Genomic DNA, 21,411 nt, shown 5'->3' on the forward strand with positions numbered 1-21,411 from the left:
TGCAGAGCAAGACGCCTATGCAGGCTATGAGTGGGTGGTATGATTCACACCCTCATTTGTTCCATCGGCGGCCTTATGATCGTCCGGGACTCGACAAGTAGATTCTCGGGCATCGTTGGACTCCACTGCGGGGAGATGTACCCCCACGGTTGAACACGAGTACCCCCAACGCTACCCCCGAATTTTCTGGACCTCGATGAACAATAGGAACGCTCAGTAGACCGTATTGTTTACGCAACCCATTGATTTCAAATGGGCCAACCTGTCCACCAAGCGCTACTGAACGCCACCGAGATCCAGCAAAAATCGTCAGACGTTGAACAAGAAGTTCATCACATCGCCATCCTTGACGATGTACTCCTTCCCTTCCGCCCGCATCTTCCCGGCTTCCTTCGCGCCCGCCTCGCCCTTGTACTGGATGAAGTCGTCGAACGCGATGGTTTGCGCGCGGATGAAGCCGCGTTCGAAGTCGGTGTGGATCACGCCCGCGGCCTGCGGCGCGGTGGCGCCGATGGGCACAGTCCAGGCGCGCACTTCCTTGACGCCCGCGGTGAAGTAGGTCTGCAGGCCCAGCAGCTTGAAGCCGGCGCGGATCAGGCGGTTCAGGCCGGGTTCTTCCATGCCCATGTCGGCCAGGAACACCGCGCGGTCCTCGTCCTCCATCTCGCCCAGTTCGGCTTCGATGGCGGCGCAGATGGCCACGGTGGGCGCATTCTGCTTGTTGGCGTAGTCGACCAGCTTGTCCAGCAGGGGGTTGTCGGTGAAGCCGTCTTCCTTGACGTTGCCCACGTACATGGCAGGCTTGGCGGTGATGAAGCACAGCGGCTTGATCAGGGCCTTCTCGTCGGTGGACAGGTCCAGCGCGCGGATGGGCTTGGCCTCGTTCAACTGGGCCACGCACTTCTCCAGCACGGCCACCAGCTTGGCGGCGTCCTTGTCGCCGGCACGGGCGGTCTTGGTGTGGCGTTGCACGGCCTTTTCGGCGGTCTGCAGGTCGGCCAGCGCCAGTTCGGTCTCGATGACCTCGATGTCGGCAATGGGATCGACCTTGCCCGAGACGTGGACCACGTTGGGATCCTCGAAGCAGCGCACGACGTTGACGATGGCGTCGGTTTCGCGGATGTGGGCCAGGAACTGGTTGCCCAGGCCCTCGCCGGTGCTGGCGCCGGCGACGAGGCCCGCGATGTCGACGAATTCGACGGTGGCGGGCACGACGCGCTCGGGCTTGACGATGGCGGCCAGGGCGTCGAGCCGCGGGTCGGGAACCTCGACCACGCCGACGTTGGGTTCGATCGTGCAGAAGGGGTAGTTTTCCGCGGCGATGCCGGCTTTGGTCAAGGCGTTGAAAAGTGTGGACTTGCCGACGTTGGGCAGGCCCACGATGCCGCACTGGAGGGCCATGGGGGAAACCTATGTTGTCATGGAAAGGAGCTGGGGGCATTGTACCGCCCCCACCCCAGTTGCAGCCCGGCCGCCCCTGCCTCCTGGCGCACTTACTCCGCCTTGATGTCGGCCTTCTGGATGATCCCCTTCCAGACGGCGGCCTCGCGCTGGATCTGGGCGCCGAACTCGGCCGGGGTGTTGCCCACCGCGGTCAGGCCCAGTTTCTCGAATTGCTGGGCGATCTCGGGCTTGGCCACGGCGGCCTTCACGGCATCGGCCAGCTTGCGGACGATGGCGGGGTCGGGGCCCACCGGGGCGGCCAATCCCCACCAGTTGCCGGCCACGAGGTCGGGCAGGCCCTGCTCGGCGGTGGTCTGGACCTGGGGCAGCGCGGGCAGCCGCTGCGGCGCCGCCACGGCCAGGGGCTTGAGCTTGCCGCTGGCAATATGGCCCGCCACGGTGCTGATGCCGGCCGAGGCGAAGAAGATCTGGACGTCGCCCGCCAGCAGCGCCTGGACCGCGGGCGGCGAGCCGCGATAAGGCACGTGCACCAGCTCTATGCCGGCGGACTGCGCGTACAGCGCGCCGATCAGGTGAGGCGCCGTGCCGCTGCCCGGCGTGCCGTAGTTGAGCTTGCCGGGGTTCTTCTTGGCGTAGGCGGTCAGTTCGGCCAGGTTGTTCGCCGGCAGGCTGGCATTGACCACGATCACCGCCGGGGCGTTATTGATGACCGTGACCGGCACGAGGTCCTTGGCCGGGTCGTACCGCAGCTTGGCCAGGTACTGGTTGGTGACGAAGTTGTTGGTGGCGCCCAGCAGCAGCGTATAGCCGTCGGGCGCGGACCGCACCACGTCCTCGGCGCCGATGTTGCCCGACGCCCCGCTCTTGTTGTCGATGTAGAAATTCGCGCCTAGGCGGGCCTCGAGTTCCTGCTGGACGATGCGGAAGGTCACGTCGCCGGCGTTGCCTGGCGCGTAGGGCACGACCACGCGTATGGGCCGCGACGGCCAGTTGTCGGCGGCGTGCGTGGCGGTGCCGAAGGCGCACAGCGCCAGGGCCGCCGCAAGCGCGCGGCGGGGCATGTCGGAAAGGCTGCTCATGTCGGGGTCCTCCGTTGGTCGGGGCGGGCGCCGCTCCCCTCGATCAGCTGCATGACGGCGCGATACAGGGTGCTCGACCGGTCGCACAGATCGAGGATCACATCGAAGTGATGCCGGCCTTCGAAGACATGCTCGGAGACCAGCAGGCCGCGTTCGCGCCAGTAGCGGGCAACGTCCCCGCTCTGCCTGCGGAACTCGTCGGTATCGCCGCGGGCCACCGCCACCACGACCGGCGTGCGGCCGCTGGGCTCGTTGGTCAGCAGCGAGAACTCCCGCACCTGCTCCGGCGTCAGATGCAGGCGCTGGTTGCGGTAGGACAGGCGCACGGGTTCGAGATGGCCCAGTCCGCTGACCAGCACCGCGCCCGCGAAGTCGTTGCCCGGCAGGCCGGCCGCTTTCCAGTCATGGGTCAGGCACTGGGTGACGAGGTGGCTGCCCGACGAATGCCCGATCAGCACGATGCGCGAAGGGTCGCCGCCATGCCGGGCGATGTTGCGCACGATCCAGCCGATGCCTTCGCGCACGGCCGCGACCATCTCGGAGAAGGAAACCTGCGAGGCCCGGGGAAAGCCCAGCGCCACGTACATGCAGCCATCCCGGACGAAGGCGGGCGCGGCGAAGGCGCTTTCTTCCTTGTTCTGCCCCAGCCACGCGCCGCCGTGCACATAGACGACGACGGGGTGGGGACCAGCGCCGGCCGGCGCATAGATGTCCAGCCGGGCATCCTCGTGGGCGCCCCAGCGCAGGTCATGTCCGGTGCGGAAGGGAACGGCCTCCAGGCTCAGGCGCGCGCCCTCGTCCAGGGTCTGGCGGAAGGTGGGACAGTAGCGCTGGTTGTCGTACTGGTAGTCCAGCGCCTCCTGGTCGTAGTCTCCAAAGACTGCTTTCATTCATGCATTCCGATACGGGATCTGCCCAAGGTAGCAAAGGGCATTCTTTTTCGGAATTGAATTGTTCCTATAGATTGATATCAGGAATTCATGAATGTGGCGTGTCCTGCCCGGCGGCCCGGCTCAGATGGAAGGCGAGGCGCAGCCGTCCATGGGAATGACGGCGCCGGTGACGTAGCTCGCCAGGTCGGACGCCAGGAACAGCGCGACGTTGGCGATTTCCTCGGGCTGCGCGAGCCGGCCCAGGGGAATGCCCGCGACCTGCTCGGCCAGCACCTCGTCGCGCGGCCGGCCGCTGGCCTGCGCCGCCACGGCCAGCCCTTCCTCGACACGATGGGTCTGGGTCATGCCGGGATTGATCGCGTTCACGCGCACGCCGCGGCCTGCGTAGGCCTGCGCATAGCCCACCGTGGCGAGCATGAGCGCCGCGTTGGCGGCTCCGCCGCCGATGTGGAAGATGCCGGGAGATTTGCCGCCCTGGCCGACGATGTTGACGATGCTGCCCCGCCCCCTGCCCGCCATCAGCTTGGCCACGGGATCCTGGATGTGCATGTAGCTGAAGTACTTGGCGTCCATGGTCTGCCGGAACGCCTCGGGTCCCAGTTGCTCGGGCGCGTACCGGCGCGCCGCGCCCGCGGAATTCACCAGCACCGCGATGGGACCGCACTCGCGCTCGGCCCAGTCCACCGCCGCCTGCGCCGCCGCCGGATCCGACAGGTCAGCGGCATGGACCCGCATCTCCAGGCCCTCGGCCTGCAAGGCTCGCCGCGCGGCGTCCAGGTTCTCCTGGCTGCGCGACACGCCCGCCACCGCCGCTCCCGCCCGGGCGAAGGCGCGCGCGCAGGCCAGGCCTATGCCCTTGCTGGCGCCGGTGATCAAGACGACGGAGCCGTCGAACGACAGCGTGGGAGCTTGCTTCATGGCCTGTCCTGTTGCGGGTTCGTGATCGTTGAAGAAAGGGTCATTATCCATCCAGCAGCCCGGGCGCATAGTTTTGCAGGGCCCACAGCAAGGCCATGGGCCCGGCGTTGAAGCAGGCATGCAGCGCGATGGACGCGCCTATGCCGAAGCGCACGCGCATCCAGCCCAGCACGAGGCCGCAGGCCCACTGCGGCAGGACCAGCAGCGGCAGCAGCAGCCAACCTCCCGCGCCCAGCCGGAAGTTGGCCAGGTGCAGGAAGGCGAAGGCCAGCGTGGCCAGATGAAAGACGATCGGAAAGGCCCGGACATGGCGGCGCAGCCATTTCCAGGGCCAGCGGTGGTCGCGCCAGGCCAGCACGGCGGCGATCGCGCCGCAGGCCAACGCCACGCTGGCACCCGCGGCCAGGCTGGGGCGCATCAGCATGGCGCTGACCAGCACGGGCAGCAGCCATAGTGCCGGCGCGGGCCGCCTCAGCCCGTAGCGGAAGACCATTTCCTCGATCACCGGCGCCCAGACGACGACGTGGAACCAGGACAGATGCAGCGCATCCAGCCTGCGCTCGGCACCCGAGGCCGTCGCGACCGATGCCGCCAGGGGCCCCAGCACCAGCAGGTTGACGCCCCACAGCACCAGCACCCAGTGGAGCAGATGCGGACCGGTCAGGCCGCCCAGCCATTCCTGGGATCCGTAGTGCGACTCGGCGCCACGCCCCCCGCGCGGCATGCGCGGCCCCAGCCGCGGCCGCCTGACGAAGGCCAGGAAATCCGCGAACTCCTCGCGAAAGGCCGGCCGGCCCCGCACCGGCGCGGCAGCCGCCGCGCAAGGCAGGCGGACCTCAGGCATTGCCGCTGTGCAACTGTTGTATGGCCTGCTCGAACTCGCCCTTGAGCACGGCGGGAATGATGGCGCGCGACCGGTCCAGGGTCTCGTCTATGCGAGACTGTTCCTCTTTGCGCGGCGGATGCAGCACGAAGTCCACCACCTGCTGCGCCAGCCCCAGCGAGCGCGGGTGCCCGATGCCCAGCCGCAGCCGCCAGAATGCCTGCGATCCCAGCGCCGCCTGGATGTCCTTCAGGCCGTTGTGCCCCGCATGGCTGCCGCCCTGCTTGAGCTTGGCCTGCCCCGGCAGCAGGTCGAGTTCGTCGTGCGCCACCAGGATCTGCTCGGGCGCCAGCTTGTAGAAACGCGCCAGCGCGCCCACCGCCTGTCCGGAACGGTTCATGTAGGTCATGGGCTTGACCAGCAGGATGGCCGCCCCTTCGAAGCGGGCCTTGGCCACGTGGCCGAAGAAGGGCTTCTCGTTCGTGAACGATACGCGCAGGTCGTCGGCAATCTGGTCCAGCAGCCAGAAGCCCGCATTGTGCCGGGTGCGTTCGTAATCGGGACCGGGATTGCCCAGCCCGGCGATGAGGCGTATGGGTTCGGACATGAAGGGATCGATGCGCAAGAAAAACGATGGACGGCCGCCGGGTGCGGCGACGCGGCGGCCGGGGCTCGAAAGGCCTGTTATCTTAGCCCGATCCCTGTCGGCGGGTGCCCGGATCCCCGTCCCGCCGGACGAATTCGCAGAAGCGCATCGCGGCCGCGCTGGCCCCGCCGTGGTGCACCGCCAGCACGACGGGATAGGTCACGGCTTCCCCCTGCCCCGACACCACCTCCACGTACACCACGCCGTCCATCGCGATGCGGCGGGTCGAGTCGGGAATGAGGGCCACGCCCACGCCCAGGCGCACCAGACCCAGCGTGGCCAGCAGGTGCGTTTCGGACTGGTGCACGTGCACGTGGGCCCCGGTCTGCTGCAGGGCGACGCTCACGGCCGCGTGATAGCCCGGGCTGGCCGCGTGCGGATAATGCGTGACGAGCTGTTCCCCCGCCAGGTCGGGAAGACTGACGCGGCCAAGGCCGGCAAAACGATGGGCCCGGTGCACCGCGAGGCAGAACCGCTCGCGGCCGAAGGGAAACGTCCGCAGCTGGGGATGGCTCGCACCTCCCGGCACGCAGACGCCCACGTCGATGCTGCCGCCTTCGACCGCGGAGATCACGTCCTGGCTGGACCCCGTGGTCAAGGACACGCGTATGCCGGCCTCCACCGCGCAGAATCGCTCCAGCCATTCCGGCAGCAGGTTGAGCATCGCGCTGTCTATGCTCTTGATCCGGAGGATCTCGCGCGCGCCCTCGGTGGCCGCCCTGGCCGCCGCGACGGACATTTCGGCCTGCCGCAACAGGTAGCGGGCTTCGCGCAGGAAGACCACGCCCGCCGGCGTGAGCGAGACCGACGAACGCGTACGCTGGAAGAGCGGCGTCCCCACGGTCTCCTCCAGCCGCCGGATGGCCGTGCTCAGGGGCGGCTGGGTCATGCAGAGACGGATGGCGGCACGCCGGAAATTGAGCTCCTCGGCCACCACGATGAATTGCCTGAGCTGCCTGAGATCCGCGAGACCCGGTGGATGTCGTTCCGGCGTGTTCATCGAGGGCGGAGATGCGGCTGCATGGCGGCTCAATTCAAGGTGATGCGGGTCTTGTCCAGGATTTCCGTCCAGTACTTGAGGTCTTCGGCCATCATGGCCTCGAACTGCGTGGGCGAGACATCGCGCGTCTGGATGGCCCGCTTGGCCAGAGCTTGGCGGAACTCGTCGTTGCGCGCAACCCGCGCCCATGCCGCGCGGAGCTTTTCCTTGACCGGAGCGCTCACGCCGGAAGGCGCGAAGACGGCAAGCCAGCCGTCGTTGGCCATGCCCTCGATGCCCAGTTCCTTGAAGGTCGGCACGGACGGAAACGCCGCCGGCCGTTCCGAGCCGGTGGACGCCAGCGCGCGGATGCGCCCGCTGTGGATGAGGTCTTCGGCGCCCGCCACGGTTTGCAGGGTGAGCTGCACGTCGCCCGCGAGCAAGGCCATGATGGCGGGGTTCTGGCCCTGGTATGGCGCATGCACCATGTTCAGGCCCTGCTGCAGGCGGAACTGCTCGGCCAGCACGTGCGAAGGCGCTCCCACGCCGCCGGATGCGTATGTGAAGGCGCCGGGCTTGGCTTTGATGCGTTCGACCAACTCGCGCACATTGGCCACGTCCACGTGCTGCGGCGCGACCATGAGGACGAAGCCCTGGTCGCCCAGGTAGCCGATGGGCGCGAAGCTGCGCAGCGGATCGTATTCCACGTCGGGCCGCAGCCTGCTGTTGAGCAGGATGCCGAACGAGCCCAGCGCGAGGGTGTAGCCGTCGGGCTTGGACTTGGCCAGCCGCACCATGCCGATCGTACTGCCGGCGCCCGGCACGTTCCTCACCACCACGGGCTGGCCGAGCTCCTTGGCGAGATAGGTGGCGGCCAGGCGTCCCGCCACGTCCAGCAATCCTCCCGGCGCATACGGGACGATGAGTTCGAGATTGCGGCTGGGATACTCCTCCGCCGCTCCCGCCGGCATCGCGCCGAACAGGGCGGCCGCGAGCACCAGTGCGCGGGCGGCGAGTGCACAGGCACGCCCCATGCCGTTCCTGACGATGTTCTTCATGTTGGTCGCGCTCCCTTCCACGTATGCATTCAAGCCACGCTTGCGCGCAGCGATTCGAGATAGGCCTCGGGAAATTCCAGTTCGGGCTGCCGGCGCGCCAGCCAGAGCCGGTGGTCCTCGTCCGAGTGCATCACCTGGCGCTCGGCCAGCGGCGGCCACTCCGGCGCGCTGAGCCAGACCCGGAGCAGATGGCGGCGCTTCTCGATGGCGTCTTCGTCGACATAGTCGGTACGGCCATGCACGATCACGCGATTGTTGAGGAACTGGATGTCGCCGTCCTGGAACTGCATGTCCAGGTAGAAATCCGGCGATTCGGCCATGGTCTCGAGGGTGGCGATCGCTTCCCTGTCGAGGTCGGTCAGGTGTCCGTGCCCCTCCTGCGCCGCGCGCCGGATGTAGCTGCCTAGAAAGTAGCAGGCCACCCGCTGCGGCCAGCCGTCGAGCCGGTCGAACACCGGAACCGGCGCCAGGCTCACCTTTCTCCCGTCGCCCAGCTGGGCGTCCTTGTCGCCGCGCCGGAAGTAGTAGCCGCCGTACAGGCTGGCCAGCAGGTCCGGCCGGCTCTCGGCCAGCGCATCGTGGATCGCCAGCGCGCTGCAGATCCGGCTCGCGCCGCCGGCCTTGGCGGTGCGCAGGCACATCAGGCCGATGATGTCGCAGGAATCGGTGTGCATGTTCATGTGGCCGCCGTCCTGGTAGGCGCGCGCCACTTCGCCGTAGCCTTCGAGGTTCAGCACGTGACCCAGCAGCTCGCCCCGGTGGGACTGGGAGATCGGCACGCCCAGGTGCACCGAAAGGCCGAAATAGATCTGGGCCATTTCATCGGCGCTGTACTCGGTGCGCGGCAGGCCGCGCAGCATGGCGAATCCCTTGCCGCGATAGATCTGCTCGGCAACCGCCGCCAGCTTGCGCGCCACCCGGTCCAGCGGGAAGTCCTGGCGGCGCAAGGGCAGGGTCCGCTCCCCGCCTCGTGCATTCAGGGCCGCAAGCGCGCGGCCGATTTCGTCGATATCGGCCTCGTCCAGGTGGAACAGGCAGCTTTCGGTCCAATCGATCTGCGGGCCGCGCCAGGAAGCGGGCGCGCCCGTAGGAGGCAGGAGGTGGCGAGTGGCAGTGGACATGGTCGTCGGACGGGAAAGAGTTGGAATCGCCCCGGGGCGTACTGGCCCCGGACGATTCAGTGTGCCCGATCGTCCCTGATATCTCTAATTCTTTTCAATGGCACTGCTGATACGTGCGATGTCTCAGTCCTCATCGCCTCCCATCAGGCTTCGCCCATGAAAAAACCCCGACCGTAACCGATCGGGGTTTCTTCAGACAGCAGCGCGTAGGGGGGACCCTATTCAGCAGCGGTTTCCTCGGCGGCGGCACCACCGGGCTTGGCGATGGCGGTCGCGATGACCGTGTCGCTGCCAGCCGGGAACGTCACGCCCTTGGGCGCCTTGACGTCGGACAGGTGGATGGATGCGCCGGCGATGATGTTGCCCAGGTCCACTTCGATGAACTGGGGCAGGTCGTTCGGCAGGCAGGTCACTTCGATTTCGGTCAACACGTGGTTGATGATCGCGCCGCTGAGCTTGACGGCGGGCGACGACTCGGCGTTGACGAAGTGCAGCGGCACCTTGGTGTGCAGGGCCTGGCCGGCGGCGACGCGCTGGAAGTCCACGTGCAGCACTTGCTGCTTGTAGGGGTGCCATTGAACGGCGCGCAGCAGGACTTGCGAGCCCTTGCCGTCGAGCTGCATGCTCAGGATGGACGAGTGGAACTCTTCCTTGCGCAGGGCATGGTAGATCTCGTTGTGATCGAGTTCGATCGACAGGGGCGCTGCGTCGCCGCCATAGACGATGGCGGGTACACGGCCGGCGCGGCGCAGGCGGCGGCTCGCACTCGAACCCTGGACGCTACGCGAAGTGGCGTTGAATTGCATGGTTTTCTCCAAAATGCGGCAGGCGACATGCCCGCTCGCGGTGCACGGAACGCGACCATCGCATTCCGTCCGGCAGCGCCGCGACCAGCGCTTCCGGCTCGCCCCGCCGCCCTGCGCGATGCAGGCCGGCGGGAGCAGAACTTATTCGACGAACAGCGAGCTGACCGAGTCGGCCCGCGAAATGCGCAGCATGGTTTCACCGATCAGGGCCGCGCACGACAACTGGCGGATGCGGCTGCAGTCCCGGACCTCGTCGCTGGCGGGGATGGTGTCGGTGACGACCAGCTCGTCCAGGTCGGATTCGGCAATGCGGCCCACCGCGCCGCCCGACAGCACGGCGTGCGTGCAATAGGCGTAGACGGCCAGCGCGCCGCGCTGCTTGAGGACCTGGGCGGCCTTGCACAGCGTGCCGGCGGTATCGACCATGTCGTCCATGATGATGCAGGTGCGGCCTTCGACGTCGCCGATGATGTTCATCACCTCGGACACGTTGGCGCGCGGACGGCGCTTGTCGATGATGGCCAGGTCGACCTCGAGGCGCTTGGCCAGCGCGCGGGCGCGGACCACGCCGCCCACGTCGGGCGAGACCACCATCAGGTTGGACAGGTTGCGTTTCCAGATGTCGCTGAGCAATATCGGCGCAGCGTAGATGTTGTCCACGGGGATATCGAAGAACCCCTGGATCTGGTCCGCGTGCAGGTCCATGGTCAGGATGCGGTCCACGCCCACGACCTGCAGCATGTTCGCCACGACCTTGGCCGAGATCGCCACGCGCGCCGAACGCGGGCGGCGATCCTGCCGGGCGTAGCCGAAATACGGCATCGCGGCGGTGATGCGACCGGCGGAGGCCCGGCGCAGCGCATCGACCATGACCATGATTTCCATCAGGTTGTCGTTGGTCGGTGCACAGGTGGGCTGGAGGACGAAGACGTCTTTACCACGGACGTTCTCGTTGATTTCCACCATGACTTCGCCGTCGGAGAACCGACCGACGCTCATCTTGCCCAGTGGTATGCCGAGGTGACTCGCGACGTCCGCCGCCAGCTTGGGGTTGGCAGTCCCCGTGAAAATCATGAAGCTTTCTTGCGCCATGACGCATTGCCCGTGGCTGTGGCCCGGTGACCTGTAACCGAGGCCGATCGACAAAACAACAAAGCTGTTGATCCTGCGAAACGCTGACAGGCATCAACAGCTTTTAGGTCAAAGACTTTGGCTGGGGAGGAAGGACTCGAACCCTCGCATGCCGGAATCAAAATCCGGTGCCTTAACCAACTTGGCGACTCCCCAACTCGTTGCCCCCGCAGGAACTGCGTGAACATCGAAACTTGCTGCGCTGGCGTCCGGCTGCGGCGGATCGCCCTCGATTCGGTGGCCGCTTACGCGGCCCAGTCCAGTAGCGGATGCGCATCGAGTCCGGCACATGCCAGGTTCACTCTCAACGCCGGCAGCCCGCTGGGCTGGACTTGCATTGTAGCGGCGATTCTATCCACCGCGCCATCGGCCTGCGCCTTCGTGTCGCACTCGACAAATAGGCACGCGCCCGACCCGGACATCCTGACCCGCGCACCACCGAGTGCCTGGGCAAGCACCGCCGAAATCCGCCCCACTTCCGAAAAGCGGGCAAAAACGACGTTTTCCAGATCGTTCCTGTAGCTATTTCCGTAGGGATCAAATGTTCCCCGAGGAAAGTCCGCTATTTTGACGCGTGGCGTATCTCTTGTCAATTCGGGTGCGCGAAAAACGTCCGCGGTCGGCACACTGGCGTCCGGCTGCACCACCACGTACCAGCGCTGCGGCAGGTCGATGGCGGTCAGTTCCTCGCCCACGCCCTCGGCGAAGGCGTTGCGGCCGAACACGAACACGGGCACGTCCGCGCCCAGGGGCAGCGCGAGCCTCATCAGCTCATGCCGCGACAGGCCGGTGCCCCACAGGCGGTTCAGGGCCAGCAGCACCGTGGCCGCGTCGCTCGATCCGCCGCCCAGGCCGCCGCCGGCGGGAATCCGCTTCTCCAGGCCGATCTCGGCGCCCTGCCCGCAGCCGGTAGCCTGCCGCAGCGCGCGGGCGGCCCGCACGACCAGGTCGGCGTCCTCGGGCACGCCGGGCAGGTCGTAGGCGCGGACGATACGGCCATCGGGACGGGCGCGGAAATGCAGCGTGTCCTGCAGATCGATGAAACGGAAGGCCGTCTGCAGCAGGTGATAGCCGTCGGGCCGGCGCCCCACCACGTGCAGGAACAGATTGATCTTCGCGGGCGCGGGAACGTCGCGCAATTCGGCAGTCATGGGGGCCAGGGCCTGTTCACGCTGGAAAGGGCCTTGCGAACCCTAGGGATTGATGACCAGGCGCAGGTCCACGTCCTGTCCGCCCTCGTTGCGCGCCATCTGTAGCCGCGTGGGACCCAGCGCGTCGTACTGCCGGGCGGTCACGCGCCAGCCCGCCTGGTCGAACACCAGCGGACGGCCCTGCTCGTCGCGCTCGACCACCTCGGCGGGCGGCCGCGCAGCCAGGCGGCCGCGCAGCCAATCGCGCAGGCCGGACACGGGGATGTCGCTGCCCAGCACGACCGCCACCAGTTCGTCGGGATCGGCGGCGCGCGTTTCCTTGCCGCTGGATTCCCGCAGCAGCGCTTCGCCCGGCACGGCCTCGACGCGCGCCAGGGTCGCGCCCAGCGGCGAGACGAGATCGAGCGCCAGGCGGCTGCCGTCGTCGCGCCAGGCGAAGCTGCCCTGCACCGCGTTCTGCTTGCCGCCGGCTTCCTCGATCCGCAGCGCGAACCGGCCGACCCGCGACAACGAGCGGCTCTCGTCCGCGCCCTGGGGCGCGGGGATGGGAACCGGCACGGCACAGGCCGCCAGGATCGCGGCCATTGCGCCCGCGGCGGCCGCGCGGGACAGGCGCCGCATGCCGGTCACAGCGTCACGTCGAGGCGCGCCAGGGTGCCCCGCAATGCCGCGTTGGACGGATCCTTGGACTGGACCTCGCGCCACAGCCGGCGCGCGCGGTCCTGCTGGCCCGAGGCCCACAGGACCTCGCCCAGGTGCACGGCGATCTCGGCGTCGGGCCGGATCTCGTAGGCGCGCTCGAGGTAGGACAGCGCCTTGGCGTTGTCGCCCATGCGATAGTGCACCCAGCCCATGCTGTCGATGATGAAGGGATCGTCGGGGGCCAGGTTCATGGCCCGCTCGATCAGCCGCTTGGCCTCGGGCAGCCTGACGTTGCGGTCGGCCAGCGAATAGCCCAGGGCGTTGTACGCATGGGCATGGTCGGGCTTGATGGCGATGATCCGGCGCAGCCGGCTTTCCATGTCGTCGATCCGGTTCTGCTGCTCGTACAGCATGGCCAGGTCGTACATCAGGTCAGGCGCGTCGGGATAGCGCTGGTTGGCCGCCTCGAGCACCTTGACCGCCTCGTCGCGGTCGCCGGCATTGCGCAGGATCTGCGCCTCGGTCAGGGCCACCTGGCTGCCCTCGCGCACGTCGCGCGGGTCGATCAGGCCCAGGATGCGGCGGGCCTCGTCCACGCGGCCCTGCTTGCCGCGCAGGACGGCCTGGCGCAGGCGGGCCGGCAGGGCGGCGTCGGGGTCGTCGACCTTGGCCAGCAGGTCGAAGGCGTCGTCGTAGCGTTGCTGGTCCTCGGCGATCTGCACGCGCAGGAACAGCGCGTTGTCCGCCTCGGGCAGCGGCGCGGCGCCCTTGGCCGTGCGCTGCTCGTGCACGTCCAGGTACTGCTTGAGATAGTCGTCGGCATCCGATGGGCGCTGCGACTGGTAGGCCAGCACGCCCTGCATGTAGAGGATCTCGAAGTCCTCGGGATTGGCGCGCGCCAGGGCCTGCAATTCGTCGCGCGCGCCGTCGTAGTCCTTCAGCGAGGCCAGCGCACGCGCCAGCAATACGCGCAGGTTGCGCGATTCCGCATGCGTGGCAATGAAGGCTCGCGCCCGCGCCACGGACTGGTCGGGCTCGGTTTCCACGCCCATCTGCAAGGCCAGCATGGCGGCCGCCTCGGAATCGGGCTGGGCGTCGAGCGCCGCGCGCGCCTCCTGCAGCGCGCGCGCCTTGTCGCCCGCCGTCGCGGCGACGCGCGACAGGGCCAGGTGCGCCTCGGGCAGGTTGCGCACGTCGGTCAGCGCCTCTTCCAGGATGGACAGCGCCTTGCGCTTGTCATCCAGGCGGGCGACGACGCGGCGGGCATCGACGATGGCCACGGACTTGTCGGGAGCGGCCGCAATGCGGGCCCGCAGCGCCGAGCCCATGCCTTCGACCCGTCCCGCCGCGGCAGCCAGCGACAGCGCGGTCTGCCGCGCCTCGACGTCGGCCGGGTCCAGTTCGGCCCAGGCCTGGGCGGCGTCGAACGCGCGCACCAGGTCGCCGCCGGCCAGCGCGAACTCGACCGCGCGGCGCGCCAGGCGCGGATCGCGTGTTTTCTCGGCCAGGTCCAGCGTCGTGCTGGTGGCGGGCCCGAAGGCGCCGCGCTGGGCGGCCACTTCCGAGGCAAGCACCTGGAACAGGATCTCGGCCGTCAGGTCGACGTTGGGGAGTGCCCTGGGCCCGATGGCGCGCCCCATGGGGGACAGGCTGAGGCCCGGAACCAGCAACTCGTCGGATGCCGGGCGCGCGTCCTGGGCGGACACGGCCGATACGGCCGTCGCCAGCCCGACCCCTGCGGCCGCCAGCTTCAAACGATGAGCGTTAAACAACATGGCACAATTCCTTGGCGTATCGCCGACGCCGTCCATATTCGTTGATGTTAGCACTGCGCTTACCACCCAACGGCCGGTGGCGGCGGGGCGCCGATATGCTGGACCCCATGCCTTACTCATCGGACTGCCGGCCGCGCCAACAGTTCATCGCGCGCAAGCAGCAAACGCCATGCCCGAACTTCCCGAAGTAGAAACCACCCGCCGGGGCATCGCGCCCACGGTGGAAGGACGCGAACTGCGCCGCCTGATCGTGCGCGAGCCCCGGCTGCGATGGCCCGTGCCCGCCGGTCTCGCCGCCCTGGTCGAGGGGCGCCGCGTCCTGGCCACGGGCCGGCGCGGCAAATACCTTTTGATGCAATTCGAGCATGGCTGGCTGATCGTCCACCTGGGCATGTCCGGCTCGCTGCGCCACGTGCATCCGGACGAGGAGCCGCGCAAGCACGACCACGTCGACTGGGTCTTCGACCAGGCGGTCCTGCGCCTGCACGATCCCCGGCGCTTCGGCGCGGTGCTGTGGCACGACGCGGCGGCCGGGCCGGTGGAAAGCCATCCCCTGCTGGCCAGCCTGGGCATCGAGCCCTTCGATGACCGCTTCGACGGCGGCTGGCTGTTCCGCCATACCCGCCGCCGCAGCGCGCCCATCAAGCAGACGCTGCTGATGGGCGACATCGTCGTCGGGGTGGGCAACATCTACGCGTCGGAAAGCCTGTTCCGCGCCGGTATCCATCCGCGCACCGCCGCCGGGCGCATCTCGGCCGCCCGCTACGAGAAACTGGCCGCCGCGGTGCGCGCCACGCTGGACGACGCCATCCGCGCCGGCGGCAGCTCGCTGCGCGACTACGTGGGCGCGGGCGGCGAATCGGGCTATTTCCAGATCGACGCGCGGGTCTACGACCGGGCGGGCCAGCCCTGCCGGGTGTGCGAGACGCCGATCCGCAGGCTGGTGCAAGGACAACGAGCAACCTATTACTGCCCAAAATGCCAGCGGTAGCGGGCTCCCCTATGGAACACATGACATGATTGCTTTTTCCCGGCGCGTGGCGCAGTGGCAGCGCGAGAACGGACGGCATACGCTGCCCTGGCAGAACACGCAGGACCCCTATCGCATCTGGCTGTCGGAGATCATGCTGCAGCAGACCCAGGTCGCGACGGTGATCCCGTACTACGAACGCTTCCTGGCGAAGTTCCCCACGGTGGCCGACCTGGCCGCCGCCGACGAAGGCGAGGTCATGGCCTTGTGGGCGGGGCTGGGCTATTACACGCGGGCGCGGAACCTGCACGCCTGTGCGCGGCAGGTGGTATCGGACTGGGGCGGGCGCTTCCCTCCCACGGCGGCGGACATCGAGACGCTGCCCGGCATCGGCCGCTCGACGGCGGCGGCGATCGCGGCGTTCGCCTATGGCGAGCGCAGCCCCATCCTGGACGGCAACGTCAAGCGCGTCTTCGCGCGCCACTTCGGCATCGAGGGCGATCCCACCAAGCGTGCGGTGGAACAGCGCATGTGGGCTATCGCCCATGCCGAGGTGCCGGCCGACGGCCCCGACGCGGCCGATGAAATGCGGCGCTATACGCAGGGGCTGATGGACCTGGGCGCCACGCTGTGCACGCGCGGCGACCCGGACTGCGGTCGCTGCCCCGTGCGCGAGTCCTGTGTCGCGCTGCGCGAGGCCAGGCAGCACGAACTGCCCACGCCGCGCGAGCGCAAGGCCGTGCCCGAGCGGCATACCGGCATGCTGGTGATAGAGAAAGCGGGCGAGATCCTGTTGCAGCGCCGGCCCTCGCCCGGCATCTGGGGCGGCCTGTGGAGCCTGCCGGAATTCGCCGACGGGGATCCCGCGCAAGCTTGCCGCGTCCTGGGCGTGGCGCCGGCCGAGACCATACGGCTGCCGGTGTTCTCGCACACCTTCACCCACTTCAAGCTGCACATCGAGCCCTGGCACGTACAGGCGGGCTCGCTGGACCTGCGCGAAGGAGACCATCCGCAAGTCTGGCTGCCGTCCGCGGAACTGGCCGACGCGGCGCTGCCCGCGCCGGTGAAGAAACTGCTGGGCGGACTGTTCGGCCACAACGATCTGTTCCGGGCCTGAGGTCCGGGAACAGATCCTAGCTGCGCATCGTCACGCGCATCTGATAACGGTCGGACGGGCCGAGGACATGCTGGTATTCGATGGCCCGGCCATGCTGGTCGAACGCCACGCGCCGCACGTCCACCAGCGCCGATCCGATGGGCACCTGCAGGTCGCGCGCCAGGACCGGATCGGCCAGCGCCGCCCCCGCGGCCGCCTCTATCCTGAAGTAGGGGAAACCGGCCCGCGCCATCAACTCGCTCAATGCATGCCGGGAGAAATCCTCGGGCCGGAGGCGTGCCGCGATGTCCGCCGGCAGCCAGGCGGTGCTGTGCAGGATGGGCAGGCTGCCCCGCGTGCGCAGGCGCACGAGCTTCATCACGCGTTCTCCGGGCGGCAGCATCAAGCCGGTCAGCACCTGGAGCGGCGCCTCCACCTCCTCGAAGGACAGCAGCCGGGGAGTGCTGAGCGCGCGACTTTCCGCGACCTGCGCCATGAAGCCCGACAGCGGCGTCTGCAAGGACACCACCGCCGCCGACTCGGCCACGAAGGTGCCGTCCCCCTGGCGCCGCTCGATCAGCCCCTGCTCCTCCAGTCCCTGCATCGCCCGGCGCACCGTGATGCGCGAGACGGAAAAGAGCCTGCACAGCGCGTCCTCGGTCGGCAGCCGCTCGCCAGGCTGGTAGCGGCCGTTCGCGATGCCGTCCTTGATGACGGCGGAGATCTGGTGATGAAGGGGCGTTCCTAGGCTTCGGCTGAGTTTCTGCATGAGATGGGCGGGCCACGAGGTCATGCCGTGGAAGCACCATTGTGGCATGTCCATCACATGCGTCCCGCTTTGCATGAAATTTGTTATGTTGTCATAATGATTATACGATTTCATCCCAATGGCGAGGAAAAGAGAAGTGCCGACTCCACGTACGCTCTTCGACAAGATCTGGGACGATCACGTGGTCGCCGATCTGGGTGACGGTTTCGCGCTGCTGCATGTCGATCGCCACCTGATCACGGACGCGGGCAGCAAGGCCCTGGTGGACATGCGCCAGCGCGGCCTGGAAATGCGGAATCCGGAACTGGCCTTCGCCTCTCCCGACCATTCCGTCTCTACCCTGCCGGGACGCGCCAGTCCCACCCCACAGGGCGTTCGGCTGCTGGGCGACCTGCGCCGCGAAGCGCAAGCGCGCGGCATCCGGGTGTTCGACGTGGGCAGCGGCTCGCAGGGCATCGTCCACGTCATGGGCCCCGAACAGGGCTTGACGCTGCCGGGAGCCCTGGTGGTGTGCGCCGACAGCCATACCTGCACCCATGGCGGGCTGGGCGCGCTGGGCTTCGGCATCGGCGCCAGCGAATTCGTGCACATCGCCGTCACCCAGACCCTGGTCCAGGCCAAGCCGAGGAACATGCGGATACGCTTCGTCGGCAGGCTTGCGCAGGGCGTCTCAGCCAAGGACATGATTCTGCACGCCGCCGGCGTCGTCGGCACGGCGGGCGGGACCGGCCATGCCATCGAATACGCGGGCGATGCCGTGACCGCGCTGGACGTGGAAGCCCGCCTGACGCTGTGCAATCTCTCGGTCGAACTGGGCGCGAAGATAGGCATGGTCGCCCCCGACGAAAAGACCTACGCCTATCTGCGCGGCAGGCCCTACGCGCCCGCCGGGCAGGACTGGGACGTGGCGGTCGCCTATTGGCGCACGCTGCGCTCCGATGCCGACGCGTGCTTCGACCGCGAGGTGCTGATCGACACGGCCGGCATCGCGCCCCAGGTCACCTGGGGCACCAGCCCCGAGCAGGTGGTGGCGATCGACGGCGTCGTGCCCGACCCCGCCGGCATCGACGACCCCCAGCGCCGGCTATCGGTACAGGCCGCGCTCGACTACATGGGACTGAACCCGGGCCAGCGGATCGCCGGCACGCCCGTCGACCGGGTCTTCATCGGCTCCTGCACCAACGCCCGCCTGTCGGACCTGCGCAGCGCCGCCGCCGTCGTCCGGGGCCGCAAGGTGGCCGCGCGCGTCCAGGCCTGGGTCGTGCCCGGATCCGAACACATCAAGCAGGCCGCCGAGGCCGAGGGCCTGGACGGGATATTCCTCGCCGCCGGCTTCCAATGGCGCGACCCCGGCTGTTCCATGTGCCTGGCCGCCAACGGCGACCTGGCGGCGCGCGGCGAGCGCGTCGTCTCGACATCGAACCGCAACTTCGTGGGCCGCCAGGGCCCGGGCGCGCGCACCCACCTGACCAGCCCGGCCATGGCCGCGGCGGCGGCCGTCGCCGGAGCGATCTGCGATGTCCGCGACTTCAAGGCAACCCCGGCATGACGCCCTTCACCCGCCTGGAATCCGTGGCCGCCCCGCTGCTGCGCGACAACATCGACACCGACCTGATCATCCGGGTCGAACCCCTGTTCAACGGCGTCCCGCGCGGCGAGCTGGGACCCTATTGCTTCGAGTCCCTGCGCTATCGCCCGGACGGCACGGAAGATCCCGATTTCGTCTTCAACCAGCTGGCCACCCGGCAGGCGCGCATCCTGCTGGCCGGCGCCAACTTCGGCTGCGGCAGTTCGCGCGAAGGCGCGGTCTGGGCGCTGCTGGCGCTGGGCGTGCGCTGCGTCATCGCGCCCAGCTTCGGCGACATCTTCTACGGCAACTGCTTCCAGAACGGCCTGCTTCCCGTGCGTCTGCCGCGCGCCGACGTCGAGTCGCTGGCGGCGCAGGCGCGCAACCACCCCGGCGTCCCCATGACCGTGGACCTGCGGCAATGCTTCGTGGCCGGCGCCGACGGCGCGCGCATCGGTTTCGACATCCAGGCCCAGCGCCGCGAGGCCCTGCTCGAAGGGCTCGATCCGATCGCGCAGACCTTGAAGCGCAAACACCTCATCGACGACTTCCAGCGGCACGACGCGTTGCGCCGGCCATGGATACATCACCTTCCCTTCACGCCCAAGGAATCGACATGACGACCCCGTCCTGTTCACCGGACATCCGGCGCCGCCAGTGGCTGGCCGCGACAGCCGCCCTGGCGCTGTCGCCCGCGCTGCGCGCGCAGGCCACCTATCCCCAAAAGCCCGTCAGGATGATCGTGCCCATGCCGCCGGGCGGCGCCACCGACGGCATGGCGCGGCTGATCGCGATGAAGCTGGGCGAACGCTGGGGCCAGAGCGTCGTGGTGGAGAACCGCGCCGGCGCGGGCGCCATCATCGGCACCCAGGCCATCGCGCGGGCCGCTCCCGACGGCTATACGTTCGGACTGGTCATCAGCTCGCACACCATCAATCCCGCGCTGCGCAGCACGCTGCCCTACGACACGCTGAAGGACTTCACGCCGCTCACGCAGCTGGGATCGGCGGTGATCGCGCTCGTGGCCCATCCATCGCTGCCCGCCAGCGACGTGCCGGGACTGATCAAGCTCGTGCGCGCCGAACCGGGGCGCCTGGAATACGCTTCGCTGGGCATAGGCACGGCCACCCACGTCGCCGGGGAACTGCTGAAGGTGAAGGCCGGCCTGGACATGCCCCACGTGCCCTACAACGGCAGCGCGCCGGCCTACAACGACCTGCTGCCGGGGCGGGTCAAGCTGGGCTTTGTCATCCTGGAGTCGGCGCTGCCCCACATCCAGTCGGGCAGGCTGAAACTGCTGGCCATCGCCAACGGCCAGCGCAGCTCCGCGCACCCGGACTTCCCGACCATAGGGGAAAGCGTGCCGGGCTACGCGTACGAAAGCATCTTCGGTTTCGTGGCGCCGGCCGGCCTGTCCGCCGACGTCGCGCAGAAACTGTCCGCCGACCTGATCGCGACCATCAAGCGGCCGGACGTCGTGCAGCAGATGAATGCCTGGGGCACCGACGTGGTGGCATCCACGCCGGCGCAGTTCGACGCCTTCATCCGCCAGGAAATCGACAGCACCCGCAGCGTGGCCAAGAGCGCCGGGATCAAGCTGACGGACTGAGGGGCAGGAGGCGGCGCCTAGGCGCCGTGCCCCGCCTGGACGAACTCCCGGGCGATCAGCGCGGCCGCCTCGGACAAACGGCCCAGGCAGGCCCGCTCCATCTCGGGCGTGAGCAGTTCGGCGGGGAACGCGCGCGCCAGGCTGCCTATCACCTTCCTTTCCCCCGGCAGGAAGATCGGCACCGCCACGCCGGCCAGGTTGGGCGTGATCTGGCTGCGGCTGGTGGCGTAGCCGCTGCGCCGGATCGCGGCCAGGGCCCCGCGGAATTCCTCCCAGCTGCGCCCCAGACCCGCCTGAGCGATCTCGTCGGCGCTGCGCAGATAGGCCTGCCGGATGCGATGCGGCGTGAAGAACGCCAGCATCGCCAGCGAGGCCGCGCCCCGGAACAACGGGAACGGCGTACCCCGCGAGCGCCGCACGGCGATGGTCTCGCCACGGTATTCGAGCGTATCGGGCCCTTCCTTGTAGATGCACAACACCTTGTCGCGATACAGGTTGTGCAGCAGCAGCACGCTGCCCGGCTCGCGTACGGCCGGCAGCACCTTGCGGCCCGCCAGGTACAGCGGATCGGTCAGCACCAGCATGCGTTCGAGTTCGATGATGCGGGGCCCCAGCGCATACATGCCGCCCGAGGACGGCGCCAGCACGCCGGCGTCGCACAGTTCCTTCACGTACCGGTAGGCCGTGGAGCGGGTATGGCCCAGCCTCGACATGACGTCCTCGACGCGCAGCAGCGGATGCTCGACGGACAGCAGTTCCAGCACTTCGAAAGCGCGGGCGAGCGTGGAAGCCGGGCGGGCGTTATCGGATGCGTTCACGGAGCGCTTGGGGGCGGAATGGTGACGCGGATTATACCGGTCATGGCAACACCAACTTATCAATCCTAAATAATGGGATGTTTGACGAATCCTGAATTACGGAATAACCTGAAAAAAACGCTCCGCATCGCGGGGCCCACAAGACCGAAGGAGACA

General features: G+C 68.3%; 21 protein-coding genes and 1 tRNA gene. 5 read left to right on the forward strand and 17 right to left on the reverse strand.

Features of this window, described 5'->3' with window-relative positions; translation table 11 throughout:
• Positions 1 to 309: 309 nt before the first annotated feature.
• From ychF to ABD104_RS17400, 15 genes are all read right to left on the reverse strand, one after another.
• Positions 310 to 1,401 carry a redox-regulated ATPase YchF gene (ychF, locus tag ABD104_RS17330; RefSeq protein ID WP_279817226.1) on the reverse strand — a complete coding sequence of 364 codons (1,092 nt, stop codon included), beginning with the start codon at positions 1,399 to 1,401 and terminating at the stop codon, positions 310 to 312.
• A 92-nt stretch (positions 1,402 to 1,493) separates the two neighbouring features.
• Positions 1,494 to 2,483, reverse strand: a complete 990-nt coding sequence (locus ABD104_RS17335; RefSeq protein WP_343927929.1) for a Bug family tripartite tricarboxylate transporter substrate binding protein — start codon at positions 2,481 to 2,483, stop codon at positions 1,494 to 1,496.
• A complete protein-coding gene (locus ABD104_RS17340; RefSeq protein ID WP_087838775.1) occupies positions 2,480 to 3,373 on the reverse strand; it encodes an alpha/beta hydrolase in 894 nt (297 codons plus the stop codon). Before ABD104_RS17340 ends, ABD104_RS17335 begins: the two co-directional genes overlap by 4 nt.
• A gap of 123 nt (positions 3,374 to 3,496) precedes the next feature.
• Positions 3,497 to 4,294, reverse strand: coding sequence for an SDR family NAD(P)-dependent oxidoreductase (locus tag ABD104_RS17345; RefSeq protein WP_087838776.1), 798 nt, complete (start codon positions 4,292 to 4,294; stop codon positions 3,497 to 3,499).
• 43 nt (positions 4,295 to 4,337) lie between these two features.
• Positions 4,338 to 5,138: a CPBP family glutamic-type intramembrane protease gene (locus ABD104_RS17350; RefSeq protein ID WP_087838777.1), complete on the reverse strand. Its 801-nt coding sequence runs from the start codon at positions 5,136 to 5,138 to the stop codon at positions 4,338 to 4,340.
• Positions 5,131 to 5,724, reverse strand: coding sequence for an aminoacyl-tRNA hydrolase (gene pth / locus ABD104_RS17355; protein ID WP_087839086.1), 594 nt, complete (start codon positions 5,722 to 5,724; stop codon positions 5,131 to 5,133). The genes ABD104_RS17350 and pth overlap by 8 nt, the downstream gene beginning before the upstream one ends.
• Before the next feature lie 82 nt (positions 5,725 to 5,806).
• Entirely contained in the window at positions 5,807 to 6,763 is a 957-nt protein-coding gene (locus tag ABD104_RS17360; protein WP_087838778.1) for a LysR family transcriptional regulator, read from the reverse strand.
• Positions 6,764 to 6,792: 29 nt separating this feature from the next.
• Positions 6,793 to 7,800: a Bug family tripartite tricarboxylate transporter substrate binding protein gene (locus tag ABD104_RS17365; RefSeq protein ID WP_087838779.1), complete on the reverse strand. Its 1,008-nt coding sequence runs from the start codon at positions 7,798 to 7,800 to the stop codon at positions 6,793 to 6,795.
• A gap of 29 nt (positions 7,801 to 7,829) precedes the next feature.
• Positions 7,830 to 8,921: a TauD/TfdA family dioxygenase gene (locus ABD104_RS17370; protein ID WP_087838780.1), complete on the reverse strand. Its 1,092-nt coding sequence runs from the start codon at positions 8,919 to 8,921 to the stop codon at positions 7,830 to 7,832.
• A gap of 218 nt (positions 8,922 to 9,139) precedes the next feature.
• On the reverse strand, positions 9,140 to 9,727 hold the full coding sequence (locus tag ABD104_RS17375) for a 50S ribosomal protein L25/general stress protein Ctc (protein WP_087838781.1): 588 nt from the start codon (positions 9,725 to 9,727) through the stop codon (positions 9,140 to 9,142).
• A 141-nt stretch (positions 9,728 to 9,868) separates the two neighbouring features.
• Positions 9,869 to 10,819, reverse strand: a complete 951-nt coding sequence (locus ABD104_RS17380) for a ribose-phosphate pyrophosphokinase (protein ID WP_165404471.1) — start codon at positions 10,817 to 10,819, stop codon at positions 9,869 to 9,871.
• Between the two features lie 118 nt (positions 10,820 to 10,937).
• Positions 10,938 to 11,014 (reverse strand) — tRNA-Gln (locus ABD104_RS17385).
• Between the two features lie 89 nt (positions 11,015 to 11,103).
• Positions 11,104 to 12,009, reverse strand: coding sequence for a 4-(cytidine 5'-diphospho)-2-C-methyl-D-erythritol kinase (gene ispE, locus ABD104_RS17390; protein WP_087838782.1), 906 nt, complete (start codon positions 12,007 to 12,009; stop codon positions 11,104 to 11,106).
• Positions 12,010 to 12,051: 42 nt separating this feature from the next.
• Entirely contained in the window at positions 12,052 to 12,630 is a 579-nt protein-coding gene (locus ABD104_RS17395; protein ID WP_087839088.1) for an outer membrane lipoprotein LolB, read from the reverse strand.
• Positions 12,631 to 12,635: 5 nt separating this feature from the next.
• On the reverse strand, positions 12,636 to 14,426 hold the full coding sequence (locus tag ABD104_RS17400) for a tetratricopeptide repeat protein (protein ID WP_343927930.1): 1,791 nt from the start codon (positions 14,424 to 14,426) through the stop codon (positions 12,636 to 12,638).
• A gap of 169 nt (positions 14,427 to 14,595) precedes the next feature.
• Between ABD104_RS17400 and mutM the strand changes: the two genes are divergently transcribed.
• Both mutM and mutY read left to right on the forward strand, forming a co-directional pair.
• Positions 14,596 to 15,417, forward strand: a complete 822-nt coding sequence (mutM, locus tag ABD104_RS17405; protein WP_343927931.1) for a bifunctional DNA-formamidopyrimidine glycosylase/DNA-(apurinic or apyrimidinic site) lyase — start codon at positions 14,596 to 14,598, stop codon at positions 15,415 to 15,417.
• A 25-nt stretch (positions 15,418 to 15,442) separates the two neighbouring features.
• On the forward strand, positions 15,443 to 16,513 hold the full coding sequence (gene mutY / locus ABD104_RS17410; RefSeq protein ID WP_343927932.1) for an A/G-specific adenine glycosylase: 1,071 nt from the start codon (positions 15,443 to 15,445) through the stop codon (positions 16,511 to 16,513).
• Positions 16,514 to 16,529: 16 nt separating this feature from the next.
• Here mutY and ABD104_RS17415 read toward each other — a convergent pair whose 3' ends face one another.
• Positions 16,530 to 17,315 (reverse strand): GntR family transcriptional regulator, encoded by a 786-nt coding sequence (locus tag ABD104_RS17415; RefSeq protein ID WP_343927933.1) that lies wholly within the window; start codon positions 17,313 to 17,315, stop codon positions 16,530 to 16,532.
• Between the two features lie 64 nt (positions 17,316 to 17,379).
• On the opposite strand from ABD104_RS17415, the gene leuC reads away from it, so the two are divergent.
• Genes leuC through ABD104_RS17430 form a run of 3 tightly spaced genes read left to right on the forward strand, consistent with a single transcriptional unit; the run spans position 17,380 to position 20,437 of the window.
• On the forward strand, positions 17,380 to 18,810 hold the full coding sequence (leuC, locus tag ABD104_RS17420) for a 3-isopropylmalate dehydratase large subunit (RefSeq protein ID WP_087838786.1): 1,431 nt from the start codon (positions 17,380 to 17,382) through the stop codon (positions 18,808 to 18,810).
• Positions 18,807 to 19,448, forward strand: coding sequence for a 3-isopropylmalate dehydratase small subunit (gene leuD / locus ABD104_RS17425; RefSeq protein WP_343927934.1), 642 nt, complete (start codon positions 18,807 to 18,809; stop codon positions 19,446 to 19,448). Before leuC ends, leuD begins: the two co-directional genes overlap by 4 nt.
• Positions 19,445 to 20,437, forward strand: a complete 993-nt coding sequence (locus ABD104_RS17430; protein ID WP_343927935.1) for a tripartite tricarboxylate transporter substrate binding protein — start codon at positions 19,445 to 19,447, stop codon at positions 20,435 to 20,437. Before leuD ends, ABD104_RS17430 begins: the two co-directional genes overlap by 4 nt.
• Positions 20,438 to 20,454: 17 nt before the next feature.
• Here the strand turns inward: ABD104_RS17430 and ABD104_RS17435 are convergent, their stop codons facing one another.
• Entirely contained in the window at positions 20,455 to 21,255 is an 801-nt protein-coding gene (locus ABD104_RS17435) for an IclR family transcriptional regulator (RefSeq protein WP_140416861.1), read from the reverse strand.
• Positions 21,256 to 21,411: the final 156 nt, after the last annotated feature.

The sequence above is a fragment of the Pigmentiphaga daeguensis genome (assembly GCF_039523035.1).
In the GTDB taxonomy this organism is placed as follows: Bacteria; Pseudomonadota; Gammaproteobacteria; order Burkholderiales; family Burkholderiaceae_B; genus Pigmentiphaga; species Pigmentiphaga daeguensis.